This is a genomic window from Paraburkholderia acidicola, assembly GCF_002362315.1.
Classification (GTDB): domain Bacteria; phylum Pseudomonadota; class Gammaproteobacteria; order Burkholderiales; family Burkholderiaceae; genus Paraburkholderia; species Paraburkholderia acidicola.
Genome location: NZ_MTZV01000006.1, coordinates 809,110 through 825,279, shown reverse-complemented (window position 1 = coordinate 825,279; position 16,170 = coordinate 809,110). Strand labels below are relative to the sequence as shown.

Annotated in this window: 18 protein-coding genes; 9 read left to right on the top strand and 9 right to left on the bottom strand. The window is 64.3% G+C overall.

Annotated elements, in window-relative coordinates; translation table 11 throughout:
• Positions 1 to 108 precede the first annotated feature (108 nt).
• Positions 109 to 1,737: an MFS transporter gene (locus BWP39_RS22535; RefSeq protein WP_207557045.1), complete on the bottom strand. Its 1,629-nt coding sequence runs from the start codon at positions 1,735 to 1,737 to the stop codon at positions 109 to 111.
• Between the two features lie 77 nt (positions 1,738 to 1,814).
• Positions 1,815 to 2,723, bottom strand: a complete 909-nt coding sequence (locus tag BWP39_RS22530) for a LysR family transcriptional regulator (RefSeq protein ID WP_096724228.1) — start codon at positions 2,721 to 2,723, stop codon at positions 1,815 to 1,817.
• A 137-nt stretch (positions 2,724 to 2,860) separates the two neighbouring features.
• On the opposite strand from BWP39_RS22530, the gene BWP39_RS32385 reads away from it, so the two are divergent.
• The 6 genes from BWP39_RS32385 to BWP39_RS22500 all read left to right on the top strand — a co-directional run bounded on the left by BWP39_RS32385 (position 2,861) and on the right by BWP39_RS22500 (position 7,779).
• Positions 2,861 to 3,652, top strand: a complete 792-nt coding sequence (locus BWP39_RS32385; RefSeq protein ID WP_096724226.1) for a carboxymuconolactone decarboxylase family protein — start codon at positions 2,861 to 2,863, stop codon at positions 3,650 to 3,652.
• 147 nt (positions 3,653 to 3,799) lie between these two features.
• Positions 3,800 to 4,543 (top strand): methyltransferase family protein, encoded by a 744-nt coding sequence (locus tag BWP39_RS22520; RefSeq protein ID WP_207557044.1) that lies wholly within the window; start codon positions 3,800 to 3,802, stop codon positions 4,541 to 4,543.
• Between the two features lie 65 nt (positions 4,544 to 4,608).
• Positions 4,609 to 5,181: a TetR/AcrR family transcriptional regulator gene (locus tag BWP39_RS22515; RefSeq protein ID WP_096724224.1), complete on the top strand. Its 573-nt coding sequence runs from the start codon at positions 4,609 to 4,611 to the stop codon at positions 5,179 to 5,181.
• Between the two features lie 90 nt (positions 5,182 to 5,271).
• Positions 5,272 to 6,135 carry an oxidoreductase gene (locus tag BWP39_RS22510; protein WP_096724222.1) on the top strand — a complete coding sequence of 288 codons (864 nt, stop codon included), beginning with the start codon at positions 5,272 to 5,274 and terminating at the stop codon, positions 6,133 to 6,135.
• Between the two features lie 10 nt (positions 6,136 to 6,145).
• Entirely contained in the window at positions 6,146 to 7,099 is a 954-nt protein-coding gene (locus BWP39_RS22505; RefSeq protein WP_096726102.1) for an SDR family oxidoreductase, read from the top strand.
• Positions 7,096 to 7,779: an NAD-dependent epimerase/dehydratase family protein gene (locus tag BWP39_RS22500; protein WP_096726101.1), complete on the top strand. Its 684-nt coding sequence runs from the start codon at positions 7,096 to 7,098 to the stop codon at positions 7,777 to 7,779. The genes BWP39_RS22505 and BWP39_RS22500 overlap by 4 nt, the downstream gene beginning before the upstream one ends.
• Before the next feature lie 9 nt (positions 7,780 to 7,788).
• On the opposite strand, the gene BWP39_RS22495 is transcribed toward BWP39_RS22500, so the two are convergent.
• From BWP39_RS22495 to BWP39_RS22485, 3 genes are read right to left on the bottom strand one after another with little or no spacing between them, the layout of a single operon-like run.
• The gene (locus tag BWP39_RS22495; protein WP_096724220.1) at positions 7,789 to 8,643 is read right to left on the bottom strand and encodes a 4'-phosphopantetheinyl transferase family protein; all 855 of its coding nucleotides are present in this window, start codon (positions 8,641 to 8,643) and stop codon (positions 7,789 to 7,791) included.
• Positions 8,644 to 8,656: 13 nt separating this feature from the next.
• Positions 8,657 to 9,136 carry a hypothetical protein gene (locus BWP39_RS22490; protein ID WP_091006895.1) on the bottom strand — a complete coding sequence of 160 codons (480 nt, stop codon included), beginning with the start codon at positions 9,134 to 9,136 and terminating at the stop codon, positions 8,657 to 8,659.
• A gap of 23 nt (positions 9,137 to 9,159) precedes the next feature.
• Positions 9,160 to 9,798, bottom strand: coding sequence for a nitroreductase family protein (locus tag BWP39_RS22485; RefSeq protein ID WP_096724218.1), 639 nt, complete (start codon positions 9,796 to 9,798; stop codon positions 9,160 to 9,162).
• Between the two features lie 325 nt (positions 9,799 to 10,123).
• Here BWP39_RS22485 and BWP39_RS22480 point away from each other — a divergent pair, with 325 nt between their 5' ends.
• Positions 10,124 to 10,993: an MOSC domain-containing protein gene (locus BWP39_RS22480; RefSeq protein WP_096726100.1), complete on the top strand. Its 870-nt coding sequence runs from the start codon at positions 10,124 to 10,126 to the stop codon at positions 10,991 to 10,993.
• An 18-nt stretch (positions 10,994 to 11,011) separates the two neighbouring features.
• On the opposite strand, the gene BWP39_RS22475 is transcribed toward BWP39_RS22480, so the two are convergent.
• The gene (locus BWP39_RS22475; RefSeq protein WP_096724216.1) at positions 11,012 to 11,908 is read right to left on the bottom strand and encodes a transcriptional regulator GcvA; all 897 of its coding nucleotides are present in this window, start codon (positions 11,906 to 11,908) and stop codon (positions 11,012 to 11,014) included.
• An 8-nt stretch (positions 11,909 to 11,916) separates the two neighbouring features.
• Between BWP39_RS22475 and BWP39_RS22470 the strand changes: the two genes are divergently transcribed.
• Positions 11,917 to 12,498, top strand: a complete 582-nt coding sequence (locus BWP39_RS22470; protein WP_207557042.1) for a VOC family protein — start codon at positions 11,917 to 11,919, stop codon at positions 12,496 to 12,498.
• Between the two features lie 51 nt (positions 12,499 to 12,549).
• The gene (locus tag BWP39_RS22465; protein WP_096724212.1) at positions 12,550 to 13,281 is read left to right on the top strand and encodes an SDR family oxidoreductase; all 732 of its coding nucleotides are present in this window, start codon (positions 12,550 to 12,552) and stop codon (positions 13,279 to 13,281) included.
• A gap of 113 nt (positions 13,282 to 13,394) precedes the next feature.
• Here the strand turns inward: BWP39_RS22465 and BWP39_RS22460 are convergent, their stop codons facing one another.
• The 3 genes from BWP39_RS22460 to BWP39_RS22450 form a co-directional block, all read right to left on the bottom strand.
• The gene (locus tag BWP39_RS22460; RefSeq protein ID WP_096724210.1) at positions 13,395 to 14,234 is read right to left on the bottom strand and encodes a cation diffusion facilitator family transporter; all 840 of its coding nucleotides are present in this window, start codon (positions 14,232 to 14,234) and stop codon (positions 13,395 to 13,397) included.
• A 127-nt stretch (positions 14,235 to 14,361) separates the two neighbouring features.
• Positions 14,362 to 15,237, bottom strand: a complete 876-nt coding sequence (locus BWP39_RS22455; RefSeq protein ID WP_096724208.1) for an arginase family protein — start codon at positions 15,235 to 15,237, stop codon at positions 14,362 to 14,364.
• Between the two features lie 28 nt (positions 15,238 to 15,265).
• Positions 15,266 to 16,024 (bottom strand): helix-turn-helix domain-containing protein, encoded by a 759-nt coding sequence (locus tag BWP39_RS22450; protein WP_096724206.1) that lies wholly within the window; start codon positions 16,022 to 16,024, stop codon positions 15,266 to 15,268.
• Positions 16,025 to 16,170 lie beyond the last annotated feature (146 nt).

Sequence of the window (16,170 nt, the reverse complement as noted above, 5' to 3'; positions counted from 1 at the left end):
GAACAGGACGACATGAGTGGAAGCTGACACGGTACCGCACGATGCGTGCCGCGATGCACAGGATGATAAGCAACCGACCCGCGCCTGACAGTACAAGTTCCTGCAGACTCAACGGCGCGTACGCGTGATGGTCACCGCGGCACACGCGGCGCCGGCCAGCGCGCACGCGGCGCACACGAGTGCCACGGCGGCGAGCGCGCGGTCGATCGCCTCGGCCTGGGCGGCGGCAACCGGTCCTGCGACGTCTGCGGCGACCTGCGCATTCGCGCTCGCACCGGGTTCCAGTGTGCGCAGCGACTGGCGCACGGCCGGCGTCAGATCCAGCCGGTCGAGCCGCGCCGACAACACCGCGTCGTGCGACCACACGAACACGATGCCGAGCACGGCGATTGCCAGCAGGCTCGCAACACGCGCCACCGCATTGTTGATCCCCGACGCAACGCCCGTGCGTTCGGGCGGCACGGCGGCCATCACGGTAGTGGTCAGTGGGGCGACGGTGATCGTCATACCGAGCCCGAGCACGACGAGTGCCGGGAAGAAGACGTTCCAGTAGCGGCCGCCCGGCAGCGCGAGCATAGCGAACCCGATGCCCGCGACGATCGGCCCCACCGTGAGCAGCGCGCGTGCGCCGCAACGTGCCATCAGGCCACCGGTGAAGCGCGACAGCAGACCGATGACGAGAGGCGCAGGCAACAGCGCGGCGCCTGCTTCGGTGGCCGTGTAGCCGTGTGCGCGGATCAGTGCGTATGGCAGAAAGAACATCGCGCCGCCCACGCCGAAATACAGCAGCAGCGTGACGAGATTCGCACCGACGAAGTCGCGTGAGCGGAATACGTCGAGCGGCATCATCGGTTGTGCGCTTGTGCGTTCGATGATCAGAAACACCACCAGCAGCGCGATACCCACTACCACCGGACCCAGCACGACCGGCGCCGCGAAGCCATGCACCGGAGCCGCAGTCAGGCCGTAAGTGAGTGCGCCGAGACCCGCGGCAGCGGCCAGTGCGCCTGGCCAGTCGAGTTTGCCTTGCGCATCGGGGCTGCGGCTGTCGGGTATCGATGCAAACGCCAGCGCGATCGTTACGCACGCAAGCGGAATGTTGAGAAAGAAGATCGCGCGCCACGACCACGTATCGACCAGCCAGCCGCCCAGGACCGGCCCGAACGCACCCGTGATCGCAGCGACACCCGCCCATGTGCCGATCGCCCGGCCGCGCTCGTGCTCGTCGAACACGGCGCCGATGATCGCGAGGCTGCTGGGTACGAGCAGTGCCGCGCCGATGCCCTGCACGGCGCGCGCGGCGATCAGCGTGCCGACGCCCGGCGCGAAACCGCATGCAATCGATGCCAGCGTAAACAGCGCAATTCCGGCGACGAATACCGTGCGCCGCCCGAGCCTGTCGCCGGCGGCGCCGCCTACCAGCACGAGCGAACCGAGCAGCAGCAGATAGGCGTTGACGACCCACTGCATGGCCGCGACGCTCGCCGCGAGTTCGTTCTGGATCGACGACAGCGCGACATTGACAACCGAACCGTCGATGAACGCCATGCTCGATCCAAGGATCGTCGCGGCGAGCGCGAGGCGTTTGTGCCGGGATGGCCGGCCCTCGGCGGGCGGCTGGGTGCGGATGACCAGCGCGTCGCAAGGGCTCGTCTGCGCGCCCACGACGTGAGCGGCGCGCTGCACGTTCGGCGGATCGAGCGCGTCGCCAATGTCGCGAACGTCGTGATTGGCCAAGGTCGCTCCTCGAAGGGAAATCGGCTTAAGCATAGCAATGCGCGCAGGGGATCGCCAGGCGGATCGCTGCAAGCCGCTTACGCTCGGGGTTTGCCGTAGTACCGCCGCAGTGTGTCGCGCAGCAGCGTGAGCGCCGTATCGTCCGCGCCTGGCATGCTGGCGAGCGCGACTTCGATGTGCAGATCCGCCTGCTCGCGCAACTCGCGGTAGATCACACCATTACGAGCGATCGATTTCAATGAGGCCGGAATCAGCGCGACGCCTTCGCCGGCTGCAATCAGGCCGAGCAGTACATGATGATCGGCGGGTTCGGGCAGACGTTGCGGCTCGAAACCGAGCGCGCGAAATTGCTGCTGATAGTGATCGAAGTAGGCGGGATTGACGCGGCGCAGCGGCCAGAACAAGGTGTCGTCCGCGAGTTCGAGCAAAGAGATGCGCCGCCGGTTGCGCAGTGCGTGGCCGGCGGGCAGGGCGGCCACGAGCGGGTCGACGAACAGGCGCTCGACCGTCAGTTCGCCGGTTTCGCTGGGCAGGCCGATCAACGCGGCATCGAGCGCGCCCCGCCGCAGATCCGCCACCGACTGCTGCGAGTACTGCCGCTTGCGCACGATGCGCAAAGTGGGCTCGCGTGCATGCAGCGCAGGTTCGAGCCATGCGAACAGCTCAGGGTCGAGCACAGTCGTGATGCCGAGCCGCAATTCGGGGCGCTGCGCGGCGGCCCGTGCGGTCACGCGCTCGACCAGCGCATCGGCATCGCCGAGCAGCCGCTGCGCTTCTTCGAGCAGCAACTGTCCCACCGATGTGAGCCGCACGCGACCGCGGTCCCGATCGAACAGTTGCGCTCCGACGGTTTCTTCCAGTGCCTGGATCTGCCGCGTTAACGGGGGCTGGGTGATCGACAGCCGTTCCGCTGCGCGCCGGAAATTGAGTTCGTCGGCCACGGCCACGAAATAACGGAGCTGCCAGAGTTCGATGCGGGTCTGCATGTGTGCGGCGATGGGTCGGGGATCTGATACCTGCACAGTATCACGCGAAAGGAAATGGCGCGGCGCTGTGGGTATCGCTAAGTTTCGTGTCGAGGGCCGCCAATCCGTGCGGCCGATTGAGATTGAGAGAGAACACCATGCACGACACGCAAGCTAGTTTTACGCTGGGCCGCCGCTACCTCGAAATGATCGAAGGAAGCCCGCAACCGATGATCATCGATGCGCTAAAGGACATCGCCCCCGACCTCGCGCGCATGACGATCAGCTTCGCGTACGGTGAAATCTATTCGCGACCGGCACTCGACCTGCGCCAGCGACAGTTCGCGACGGTCGCCGCGCTGGCCGCCATGGGCGGTGCGGAGCCGCAACTGCGCTTTCATATTGCCGGTGCGCTGAATGTCGGCTGCACGCCGCGCGAGATCGTCGAACTGATGATCCATCTCGCCGTCTATGCGGGTTTCCCGGCTGCGCTGAACGGCGTGGCGGCGGCGCGTATCGTGTTCGACGAGCGAGGCGTGGCGGCGGACCCCGCACTCGTGCCACCGGGAGGCAATCGGTACGACGATGGCGTGGCGGGTTTGCGCGCAATCGACGGTAGCGCAGGGGAACGCGTGATCGAATCGTTGCGCGATATCGCACCGGACCTCGCGCGCTTCATCGTCGAGTTCGCGTTCGGCGACGTGTATGCACGACCAACGCTCGATCTCGTGTCGCGTGAACTGATTACCGTGGCCGCACTTTCGGCAATGGGATCGGCGGCGCCCCAACTGGAGGTGCACATGCACGGCTTCCTGAATGTGGGTGGAACGAAGGAACAGATGGTCGAGGTGGTGACACAGATCGCGGTGTACGCGGGCTTCCCGCGCGCGATCAATGCGGCTCTGCTGGCACGACAGGTGGTGGCGAACCGGGCGAGTGGTACGCATTGACCGGGTTGCGGCGACGCGGCGGATTTGCCGCTATACGGACGCCGCGCTTCGACCTACCATGCAGGCGTAACATGATTCGGCGCCCTGGCCAGGCGCTGGTTGTGCCAAAGCGGCAACCACATGATCAAACAGACAAAACGCATCAATATGAATGATCCTGTTGCATCGAATCCCGAGACGAGATCCCACGCAAAGGCGGGCATTCGTCCCATCGACACCGGCAGCGAAGAGGGCAACAGCGCACAAGACGCTCCGGTTAGTCACGCTAAGCGCCTGACCGAAAGACAGATCGTCACCGAGATCCTGCTGCGCGCCGGCACAGCCGTGCTGCTGCTGCCGTTCTTCATCGCCGTCACGCATCGCTACCTGCATGATCCGACGCGCATCACGTTGCTTGTCTTTGCGATTGGCGAGGCGATCACGCTGGTGTTCGTGCTGTTTGCGCGCGTGCCGACTGAGCGTGACTGGCACCCGGTGAGTGTGGTGGTTTCGTTTTGCGCCACGTACTATTTTCTTGCGTTCAATCTTGCACCGGGCGTGCATCTGGTTTCCGAAAAATTCGCGGCGGCTGTACAAATTGTCGGCTTTCTCGTGACGATCGTCGCGAAGCTGTCGCTGCGCCGCTCGTTCGGTCTGCTGCCAGCACATCGTGGGCTGGTGACGGGCGGTGCCTATCGCTACGTACGCCATCCGATGTACACCGGATATTTCATCCGCGATCTCGGCTTTCTGCTGCCCAACTTCGGGTTACAAAATCTGCTGATCATCCTGCTGCATTGGGCGTTGCAGGGCATCCGCATCGTGCGCGAGGAACGGCTATTGTCGAAAGACGACGCGTATCGCAGCTATAAGCGGCGGGTTCGCTATCGGGTCGTCTGGGGGCTGTTCTGATCCCGCTTGCAGAAAACACGCACTCCGTCTATTATTGAGCACTCACTCATTTAACGGAACGATTCGTGGCACGTCCCCGCAGCGAAGACAAGCGCAACGCCATCCTGTCCGCGGCTACCCGGGTTGTCGCGACGCTCGGCGTCGAAGCAACGACCGCGAAGATCGCCAAAGGGGCAGGCGTCGCGGAAGGGACGTTGTTTACCTACTTCGACAGTAAGGACGTGCTGTTCAACGAGCTGTATCTGGAACTCAAGCACGATCTGCGTGGCGAGATGACGCGTGGCTATCCAGCGGCCGGATCGGTTGCGGAGCAGGGCCGTCACGTGTGGGACCGCTTTATCGACTGGGGCGTCGCCTATCCGTTCAAGCGTAAGGCGATGAGCCAGTTGTCGATTTCCGAGCGCATCACCGAACACAGCCGGGACGCAGGCATGGCCGCGTTCGGCGAGATCAACGCGATGGTTCATCAGATCTCGTCGAACGGTCCGCTGAAGGACCAGTCACCGCTGTTCGTCGCGGCGATGATGAATGCGATCGCGGAAGCAACGATGGAGTTTATCGAACGCGAACCGAAGCAGGCCAAGCGCTACAAAGCCGCGGGATTCCAGGCGTTCTGGAGCGTGATAGCAGGTGCGTGAGGCATTTTTTTTAGCGTCGTAATGAGCGCGTATTCACTCAATTAATAGTATCGATTTGTTTTTCTTCATTCACACCAGCAGGAGTGCGCAATGTCCAAAGTATGGTTGATTACCGGTAGTGCCCGCGGCCTCGGCCGTCATATTCTCGAAGCCGTGCTCGAAGCCGGACATCGCGTGGTCGCAGCGGCGCGCGATCCTGGCCGGCTTGCCGATCTGCAGGCGCGTTACGGCGAACGCCTGCGCACAGCCGCACTCGACGTGACCGACGCAGCTGCGGCACGCGCGGCCGTGCAACTCGCCGTCGATACATTCGGATCGATCGACGTGCTCGTCAACAACGCGGGCTACGGCCACATTGCTCCGTTCGAGCAAACCAGCGATGAAGATTTCCGCGCGCAGATCGATACGAATTTTTACGGCGTCGTGAATCTCACGCGCGCTGTGCTGCCGGTCATGCGTGCGCAGCGCGCTGGTCATATCATCAACATTTCGTCGGTGGGCGGGCGTATCGGCACTCAGGGACTGAGCGCCTATCAGGCGGCGAAGTGGGCCGTGGGTGGCTTCACCGAATCGATTGCACGCGAAGTTACGCCGCTCGGCATCAAGGTCGTGGCGCTGGAGCCGGGCGGTATGCGAACCGACTGGGCAAGCGTGGCGTCCAGCCAGATTCCGCAGATCCTGCCCGACTACGAGCCGAGCGTCGGCGCGTTGCTGCAGTTGCTGAAGACGCATAGCGGCAGCCAGGCGGGCGACCCGGGACGTGTCGCGCAAGTGGTACTGGGTATCGCTGATCACGAGAATCCGCCGCAGCATCTGCTGCTCGGTAGCGACGCGCTGCATTACTTCGGCGAGACCGATGCGGAGCGGATTCGCGCGGCCGGTGCGTGGAAGGACGTCAGCCTGTCGACCGACGTCACCGCGCAGGGTCCGATTCCCGCTTTCCCTGACCGTTAGGATGCCGATCGTGAAGGCCTGGACCACACAGGATATGCCGCGCCAGGATGGCCGGCTCGTGCTCGTGACTGGCGCAACCGGCGGCATCGGCTATGAAGCTGCCCTCGCGCTGGCGGGGGCCGGTGCGGAAGTCGTCCTGACCGGCCGCGACGATGCGAAAGGCGGCGTTGCGCTCAATCGCATCCGGACGATTCATCCGGGCGCGAATATTCGCTATGCCCACCTCGACCTCGCGAGCCTCGCATCGGTTCGCGCGTTCGTCGACGGTTTCGCGAGCCGGCATCAAACGCTGGATCTGCTCGTGAACAACGCGGGCGTGATGACACCGCCCACGCGCCATACGACTCAGGATGGTTTCGAGTTGCAGTTCGGCACCAACTATCTCGGCCACTATGCGTTGACCGCGCGTTTGTTGCCGTTGCTGCGCGCGGGGCGCGACGTGCGCGTCGTCAACGTGAGCAGCGGGGCGCATCGAATCCAGGCGGACATTCATTTCGACGATCTGCAGTGGGAACGGCGTTATCGTCCGTGGGGTGCGTATGCGCAATCGAAACTCGCGATGTTGCTATTCGCCCTCGAACTGCAACGCCGCAGCGATGCACACGGCTGGGGGCTCACCTGCAACGCGTGTCATCCGGGCTATGCGCTGACCGGCCTGCAAAGCGCGGGCCCAGGGCTCGGAAGCAACGGGCGACGCCCGCTGATGGAACGTCTGTCGGCTGCACTCGGGCCGTACGTGGCTCAGTCGGCGGCGGCTGGTGCGCTACCGACGCTGTTTGCCGCGACCTCTCTCGATGCAAAGCCCGCGGGATACTATGGGCCGCAAGGGCGCTTCGAGCTGAAGGGGCGAGTCGGCGACGCAATCATTGGTGACAAGGCGCGCGATAAGGTACTCGCCGCGCGTCTGTGGGACGTTTCCGGTCCGTTGGCCGGTGTGCAATGGCCCGAGGAGGCAACGACGTGAAGGTAGTGATTTTCGGTGCGACGGGAATGGTCGGGCAGGGCGTGTTGCGTGAATGTCTACGCGATGCCGATGTGACGAAGGTGCTCACCATCGGGCGTGCGGCGACGGGGCAACTCGATCCGCGCCTTCATGAGCTGGTGCGCAGCGACCTCACGCAATACGCGGGTCTCGACGATGAACTGTCGGGCTACGATGCGTGCTTCTTTTGTCTCGGGGTTTCGTCGGTGGGGATGAAGGAAGGCGACTATTCGCGCATCACCTACGACCTGACGCTCGCCGCGGCCAGTGTGCTTGCGCGGCTCAATCCGGCGATGACGTTCGTCTACGTGTCCGGCTCGGGCACCGACAGCAGCGAACAGGGCCGAGTGATGTGGGCGCGTGTCAAAGGGCGTACCGAGAATGCGTTGCGCCGGCTGCCGTTCAAGGCGGTGTATCTGTTCAGGCCTGGTGTGATTCAACCGCTTCATGGTGTGCGTTCGAAGACCCGGCTGTATCACGTGTTCTATGTGCTGCTTGCGCCGCTGCTGTCGACGGCCCGGCGACTCTTTCCCGCGCAGGTGCAAACCACGGAAAGCCTCGGACGCGCGATGCTTGCGGTCGCGCGGCATGGCGCGCCGGGCGCCGTCCTCGAACCTGCCGATCTGAACGCGCTGGCTCAGGACCGTACGGCAAGCGCATAAGCAGGACCGTCAACGCTCGTCGGCGCGGCCGTCAGGTCCCGCCCAACCGAACGCATGCACGCGCGTGACCGGTTGCGCAGCCGCCACGGCCGCGCAGATCGCGCCGGGCATCGGTACATCGAGCACATGCCAGCGGCCCGCATCGCCGGTATCGACGAAGAACGCAGCGCTCTCCTGACGCAGCACGTTTGCATCGGCGTCGAGTAGCGGTTTGCCGGTGGCGGCCAGGAGGCTTGCGTGGCGCACGTGGCTGCGCAGTGTGATCGAGTGATCGATCGCCGTGCGTTCCTTGAGCGCCGCTGTGAACGTACCGTCGCTGGTGTCGATTTCATCGGTGGGCAACGGCAGGCGGGTGCCGAGTCCGAACGGGTTCGCGCTGATGCCGATCATGATCCACACCCCCGCATAGGCGACCTGCATCTCGATGCCCGCACGATGAACGTCGGCGAGCACTGGCTGGCCGTGCGGGTGATCGGTGAGCGCGACATCGGTTGGCGCGCAGTCGAGCATCTCCGCGAGCACACCGCGCAGTACCGCGCGGCCCACCGCGAAGCGCTTGCCGAGCGCCGGATTCGGATGATTCTTCACGCGCGCAAGTTCGGCTTTCGACAGCCGCATATACGCCGCTTCTTTCGATACGACCTGCCACTCAGGCCGCACGCGCCAGAGCAGCAATTCGCCGGCAGGCGGCAGCGGGTCGCCGTCCGGGCGACGCCAGGCGAGTCGTTGCGGCAAGAACGCCAGATCGGGAACGCGATAGATCGCGTGACGCGGTGTTTCGCGGCGGCCGCCCGTGCCCTGTGCGGCTTGCGTGACGTGGTTGCCGTGCGGCGTGCGGGCAGAGACGAAAGTGATTCGTGGCAAATCCAGCTGCCTTTCAATGCATGTACGTGACACGACGCACGCGCACGCGGATCACGATGCCCGCGTCGAGCAGCGAGATCGCGAACCAGCGTGCGATCTTCAGCATGCCGCTCACGGCCGGCTGCGGCAGCCAGTCGTTCAGCAGTTGCATGGCAGCGTGGCTATGAGTTTTCTGCAGCAGCGCGATGGTCTGCAGCAACGAGGCTTCGTCTTTCGCGAGATCGCTGGCGCACCGGCAACGCGTATCGAGCCGGCGGCACGTGGTGCGCATCAGCCCACGCATCAGCATGTCGAAGTAGGTCAGGCCGTCGGCGGTCATGCCGGCTTCCGACAGGACTTCGCGCCAGCTGTTGCGCATCCGTACCGCGTCGCACTGCGGACGCAGCCAGGTGCGCACCGCGCTGACCACGGTTTGTTCGGCGATGTCGGGATGCTCGGCGAGGGAGTCATCGAGTAACGAATGCTGCCTCGCGGGTGGGCTATGAAAGTGCATGCAACCTCCAGTCTTCTGGATGTTTAACGCGATGACGGACCGGTCCATTCGCGCACGTGGGCCGTGCGCTCAGGACGAACGGCATCGCGTTGCGCCGACGCCGGCGTACCGACGAACAGGAAGCCGAGCAACTGTTCCGACGGTTCGAAGCCGAGCGCGGCATGCATGCGCACGTCGTACGAATCGGCGCCCGTGGCCCAGAAACCGCCGTAGCCGAGCACATGGATCGCGTTCAGCATGTTCATCGTGGCTGCGCCGACCGACAACAGTTGTTCCACTTCAGGGACGGTCGAACCGCTGTCGACCGCCGCGGCGATCGCGATGATGACCGGCGCCGCCTGCGCTTTCCTGCTGCGATGCTGATGGGCGGAACGCGGCTCGTCGGGGGTACGCGCGCTCGCGATGTCGACCAGCACCTCGCCGAGCGCTTCGCGTGCCGCGCCGCGCACGAGGACAAAGCGCCACGGGCGCAGGTTGCCGTGATCGGGCGCGCGCAACGCGACGTCGAAGATCGAGGCGAGTTCGGTGTCGTTCGGTCCGGGGCTCGTCAGCGGCCAGTACGACTGGCGCGACAGCAGCGATTGCAGCACGACCTGCGCGCGGTCCGGCGCGGCATCGTGGGCGGTACGTTCGGCGGATTCGACAGGCAGAGGTGAATTCATGGACGGAAGGATCGAGAGTTTTGAGACATGCCGAATCATGGAGCAAATTTTGGACAATTGCAAATGATTCTCATTTGTATGTGAGGCAAAGTTGAGCCGGATGTCAGGGCAACCCAACTGCCTTGCGACGCGGGAAAAACGAGGCGAAGCGCCGTTCCGCGTGGTTCGGGCGCCGTCCGCTGACCACGGCGAGCGCACCTTGCAGCAGACGAAATGGCGGGCGAAAATCGCGCTGTTGCGTCTGCTGCAAGGTGCGCGCCGCTCTCCGCTGCATCCGGTGCGTCTTTCCCGCGCGCCTTATTTCCCCGTTGCCGGTTCCCACCCCATGCCATCCGTCAGTGCGTTGTTTATTTATCCCGTGAAATCGTGCGGCGCGATCGCGCTCGACCATGCGCTGCTCGAGCCGCACGGGCTCGAATGGGACCGGCACTGGATGCTCATCGATCGCAATGGGCGCTTCATATCGCAACGCGAGTACCCGGCGATGGCGCTGATCCGGCCGGTATTCACACCCGATTCGCTGGAACTGTCGGCACCGGGCGCAGCCGGCGTGCTGCGCCTGCCTCTGGAAGCGCCGCGCGAGGCGGCGCGCGTGCCAGTGACGATCTGGCGCGACAGCCTGCACGCGCTCGATGAGGGCGATGGGCCGGCGCGCTGGTTTTCGGAGGTACTCGGTGTGCCGGTGCGGCTCGCGCGATTCGATCGTGAGGTGACGCGGCTGGCCAACAAGATGTGGACCACAGGCACCGACGCGCCAACGAAGTTCGCCGACGGCTTCCCGCTGCTCGTCACGACTGAAGCGTCGCTTGACGAACTGAACCAGCGCCTGCGCGCGAAAGGCGCTCCGTCAGTGCCGATGAACCGCTTCCGGCCGAACATCGTACTGAGCGGCGTCGACGCATTCGAAGAGGACTTCGTCGAAACGCTGTCGATCGGCGCAGACGACGGCATCGTGCTGCGCTTCGTCAAGCCGTGCGCGCGTTGTCCGATCACGACGGTGGATCAGCTCGCGGGGCGCCCCGATCCGCAGTGGCCGACCGAACCGCTCGATACGATGATGGGCTGGCGCGCCAATCCGCGCGTGGACGGTGGCCTGACGTTTGGACAGAATGCGATTGTCGTCGGCGGGGCGGGGCGGCGTGTGAATGTCGGCACCGATGTCAGCTGGGAGCTGGCTTTTCCCGACGATTTCTGAAGATTCTTCTCCCTTCTGCTACGACTCGCTGGGCGGTGCCAGCTCCGCTAGCAGCCAGTCGCGAAACGCCTTGACCTTGCGCTGACGGATCGCGCCCGGCGGGTAGACGACGTAAAAGCTCGACGTCGATTTCAGTGCGTGTTCGAACGGCCGGACCAGTCGCCCGGTGGCGAGGTCGGCGGCCACCAGCATGGTCCGGCCGAGGACGACGCCTTCGCCTTGCACCGCGGCCTCAACGGCGAACGTGGCGGAATCGAACGTAATCCCGCTCTGCGGATCGACACCTTCGACACCCGCACTAGCGAGCCAGGTCGCCCAGTCGATGGGAAAGGCGTCGTGGATCAGCGTGTGATGTTTCAGGTCCGCGGGCTTGCGCAACGCGCGCTTGCCTTCGACGAGCCGGGGACTGCACACCGGAAACACTTCCTCTTCGGTGAGAAATTCCGCCGTCAGCCCCGGGTAATTCCCGCCGCCATAGCGGATCGCAATGTCGATCCCGTCGCCGAGAAAGCTGCTCAGTTGACCCGTCGTCGAAATCCGCACGTCGATCTCACTGTGCTCGCGATGAAAACGATAGAGCCTCGGCACCAGCCATTTGCCCGCAAAACCATCGGATGTGCTGACGTTCAACGTCGAGTTGGAGTGCCGCGTCGTGGCCGTTGCGGTCGCGCTCGACAGCCGGTCCAGCGCTTCGCGAACCGCCCGCGCGTAGGGTTCGCCGACGGCGGTGAGGCGCACGGAACGGGTCGCGCGCTCGAACAGCCGAACGTCGAGCTGGTCTTCGAGGTGCTTGATCGCCCGGCTGATCGCGCCGTGCGTGACGTTGAGCTCCTCGGCCGCCCGGGAGAAGCTCAGATGCCGGGCAGCCGCTTCAAAGCTCGGCAATGAATTGAGTGGCGGTAGTTTGCGGGGCATGGTGATTAGTGAGTGTTAGTCACAGATTGATGCCAAATAATGGTTTGTCTGTCAACCCGCCGCTGACCAGAATGCCCTACATGACTACCCCTCAGGAGAACGGCATGGCCACCATCCACCCATTTCTCTGGTTCGAGACCGATGCGCAAGAGGCACGCGATTTCTATCTGTCGGTGTTCAGGAACAGCAAGGCGCTGGATTCAACGGAGTTCAGCGACCGGGTCTCCGCTAACAACAAGACGGCGCAGATGGCTGTTTATGATTTCGAACTCGAAGGATTGCGCTTGACCGCGCTCAACGCAGGATCGGCGCCGCGTTTTAACGAAAGGGTTTCGCTCTACATCGAGACGAAAGACCAGAGCGAAACTGATTACTACTGGCATGCGCTCACGGCAGGCGGTGGCGTCGAGAAACAGTGCGGCTGGTTGACGGACCGCTACGGCGTCCACTGGCAGGTCGTGCCGGAAATCATGCTGCGGCTGCTTGCTGATCCAGACCGCGAGAAAGCCGACCGGGTGCGGTACGCGATGTACAAAATGTCAAAGATCATCGTCGCCGACATCGAAGCCGCGTATGCGGGCAATGCGTAAGTGCGCACGTACGTAACGCGCCCGCGCTCATCAGCGAAAACGGAGACTGACATGGCATCGCTCAAGGGACAAAAGATTGTCGTCGTAGGCGGTAGTTCGGGGATTGGTCTGGGCGTCGCGGCCGCTGCGCTTGCGCATGGCGCGGACGTGGTGATCGTCGGACGATCGTTGGACAAGCTGCGGGCAGCGGAGCGGGCGCTTGGCTCCGGTCATCGCGTGAAAAGCCTGGCCGTCGATATCACAAAAGAGCCGGAAGTCGCCCGCGCCTTCGACGAAGTCGGCGCGTTCGATCACCTCGTGTCGACAGCCGGAACGCCGCCGCCCGGCGATCCGATCGAGCGGATCGACATCGATGTCGTGCGACGCTTTTTCGACAGCAAACTGATCAGTGCCGTCACGCTCGCCAAACATGCTGTGCCGACGCTCAGAAAGGGCGGATCGATGACCTTCACGTCGGGCATCAACAAGGATCGGCCACCCGTTCCCGGCGGCGCGGTCGTGGCGGCCATTGCCGGCTCGTTCGGTTATTTCGCGCACGCACTCGCGCTGGAACTGGCGCCGACGCGCGTCAATGTCGTGTCACCGGGTTGGGTCGATACGCCGATGTGGGATGAGATGGTCGGCGAGGCCAAAAGCGGCTACTTCGCGGAGATGGCCGCCCGCTTGCCGGCGGGCAGGATCGCGACGCCGGCGCAGGTGGCTGCTGCCTACGTCTATCTGATGGAGAGCGAGCTGACGACGGGCGAGACGATGCATATCGATGGCGGGCATCGGCTTATCTAGGCTTGGTGCCTGCGGGCGAGATGTTCGGGTATTTCGGGCGTTACGGCGGGTGTGCGGTTTGGCAGCAGGAGGGAGCCGCACCTGTCCCTACCACGAGCGCCGCCGCGTATCGCTTACGCGGCGCTGCGGCTTTCCAGCACCGGCGCGTCCTGATCGACGGGAATGAGACGAGTGGGAGTGCGATCGTGCGAAGGCTGCAGCGGCAGCACGCGTGCATCGAGCGGCATCGTCAGCGCGTCAGTGCGCACGACGTGCATCCGGGCAGGCGCCGTGGCGGCCGGCCGCTGCGCAGTAGTGTGCCGGCGTTGCTTCAGATCCCGCAGTCCGCGCGAACCGAAGCTATAGCCGGTCTTGACGATCATCAGGCCGATCAGCGCGGCGGCCAGGTCGTCGAGCCGTGTAAGCCCGGCAAGACTCCCGCCGATCGCCACCGTCACGACCAGCGACGACAGCGCATCGGCGCGCACATGCCATGCATTGGCGAGCAGCAGCGTCGAACGGCTGCGTTTGGCTTCGCGCGCCATCCAGCGGAACAGCGTTTCCTTGCTGGCGAGCGCGAGTACAGCGACACCGAGTGTCACGATATCGAAGTGGCTGTCCGGATTCACACCGGACCGTACCGCCGACTCCCACGATTGCCACACCATCTGGAGCCCCGTTGCGCCAAGCAGCGCGCCGAGCGCGAGCAGCGCGAGCGGTTCGTACTTCGGATACCGGCGGGTCGGATCGGCGGCCGCGGCGCGGGCATCGAGGGCGCAGGCGAGCAGGACGAGCGCGTCAGCGAGCATGTCGACGAACGAGTGCAACGCATCCGCCAGCATCCCGGACGAATGGGCGGACAGGCCCACCGTCACCTGTAGCGCCATCAACAGCAGATTCAGCACGATGCTTGCGACGAGCACCTTCGACGTCGCGCTCGTCGACGACGTTCGTTCCTGCAACGGGGTTGTCATGGCATCCCGGTTGTGTGTGGGGATGCCAGAACATACCGACGCTACGTTGCGGCTACGTGACAGTGGGGCGGTGGGTTGGGGGGCTTCGGGTTTCCGGCGTCAGGTCGCCGCTTCAGACCCGATCCACCTACGCGAACAGCGGCGCCAGCGCATCGAGCAAGGCGTCCGGCGAGCAGGTATCCGGGCTCCCCTCAAGCCGCTTCCGGTCGGCCCAAACCCCGCTCCAGCCGACTTCGAATTCCGCGATCTCGAGCCCGATCAGGCCGCAATCCGCGAGCACTTGCGCCGCAGCGGACAGGTCGTCCAGCGACAGCCCGCCGTCGACCGCGTACTCAGTCGGCACGATGCCAGGATTGAGCACGTCGCAGTCGAGATGCACATACACCTCGCGACCGGCGATTGCGCGGCGCAGACGTTCGGGCAGGTCGTCGCCGGCTGGCACCAGCGCGATCGTGCCGGCATCGATCAGGGCGCGCTCGGCGGGATCGAGATCGCGGGCGCCGACGAGGATCACGTTCGCCAGATCGAGGTCGCCGCCGAGGCCGGTATTGTCTTTCCAGTCAGCTTCCCAGCGGCCGGCCGCGCCCGTGAGCACCAGGCCGCCCAGATAGCCGGATGAAGAGGTCGACGGCGTATTGCAGTCACCGTGCGCGTCGAACCAGACGATTGCCGCATCCGGCCGGTGGCGCGCGACGAGCGGCAGCGTCGCGAGCGCGCTGGCACAGCGACCCATCGTGGTCAGCAGCGGTGTGTTGCCGTCTCTCAGCAATGCGTCGTAGTGCGCGGATAAACACTGCAGCCACGGTGTAGCCGCGGCCAGTTGCTCACGCCATCCACCGGTGAAGGGTGCTTCCGGTTCGCCGATGCGGACCGGTTCGAGCCCAAGCCGCCGAGCGAGCGCAAGACCGACAACGAGCGAGCCGGCCATGCCGCGCTCGTTGCGATCGGCGGTACGGCCGGTGAAGACGGTGAGGGCGGTGAGAGCGGGGTGGTGGGTGCGCATGAGTGGGATGCCACTGGCGATGGGCAGGTCAGTATCGCATTTCTCCCGCATCCGGCGGCCGCTTGAGCTTTCTGAACCCATCCGGTTCCCACACGCGCATCGCCAGCAAAAGCGCGGTGCCGTGCCGCTCGCTCAAGGCCGCTGCCGCCGATTCATCGTGTAACGACGTGAATTTGCGGCGCAGCTTGCGCAATTCGGCCTGCAACTGCGCATAGGCGGATGTCGTCAGCATGCCATGCACGAAATCCATCGATTCTTCCGGCATGTCGAACCGGCTTTCCATGAAATCGGGCAACCCCTGCTGCAGGAAGTACTGGCGGATCGGCCCATCCGGCAGCCAGTCGAAGTCTCGTGCGACCAGCAACCGGATGCGGTTGCCGGGCTTGAGGTTCGCGAAGCCCATGCGGTCCAGTACGAGCAGATGCTTGATGCACTCAGCTTTGGACAGTTGATACCCCGACACCATGTCTTCGAGCGACCAGTAATTCAGCGCGCAGACGGCCACCAGCAAGAGCTTTTCGTTCGACACGAGCTGCGTTTCCTGGTCGCGTGTGAGCACGTGCAGGCGCGGCACCGCCAGTTCCGCTTCCTGCAGCAGCTCCGCCATGGTCAGGCCGAACAGGTCGCAGAACTGCGCGAGACGATCGATGGTCAGGCGTCCTCCGGCGAGCAGGCGTTTCACGCTGGGCTCCGACAACTGCAGCGCCTGGGCGACGTCACGATAGGTCATGCCTTCGGCCTTGAGGCGTCGCTTGATGGTCGCGATGATCTGGGTAATCTCGGTCATGGCCGGGTTCTGATGAAGTGGGTGCGTGGGGGCGATGAACGTATCGATATCCGATACCGTGAGTACGATTCTAGTCAAATAAAAACATCGAGAGTGCACACTGTGCGACCACGCGGCATGCTGGGCTCCGTTGTTAGCTCATGGAG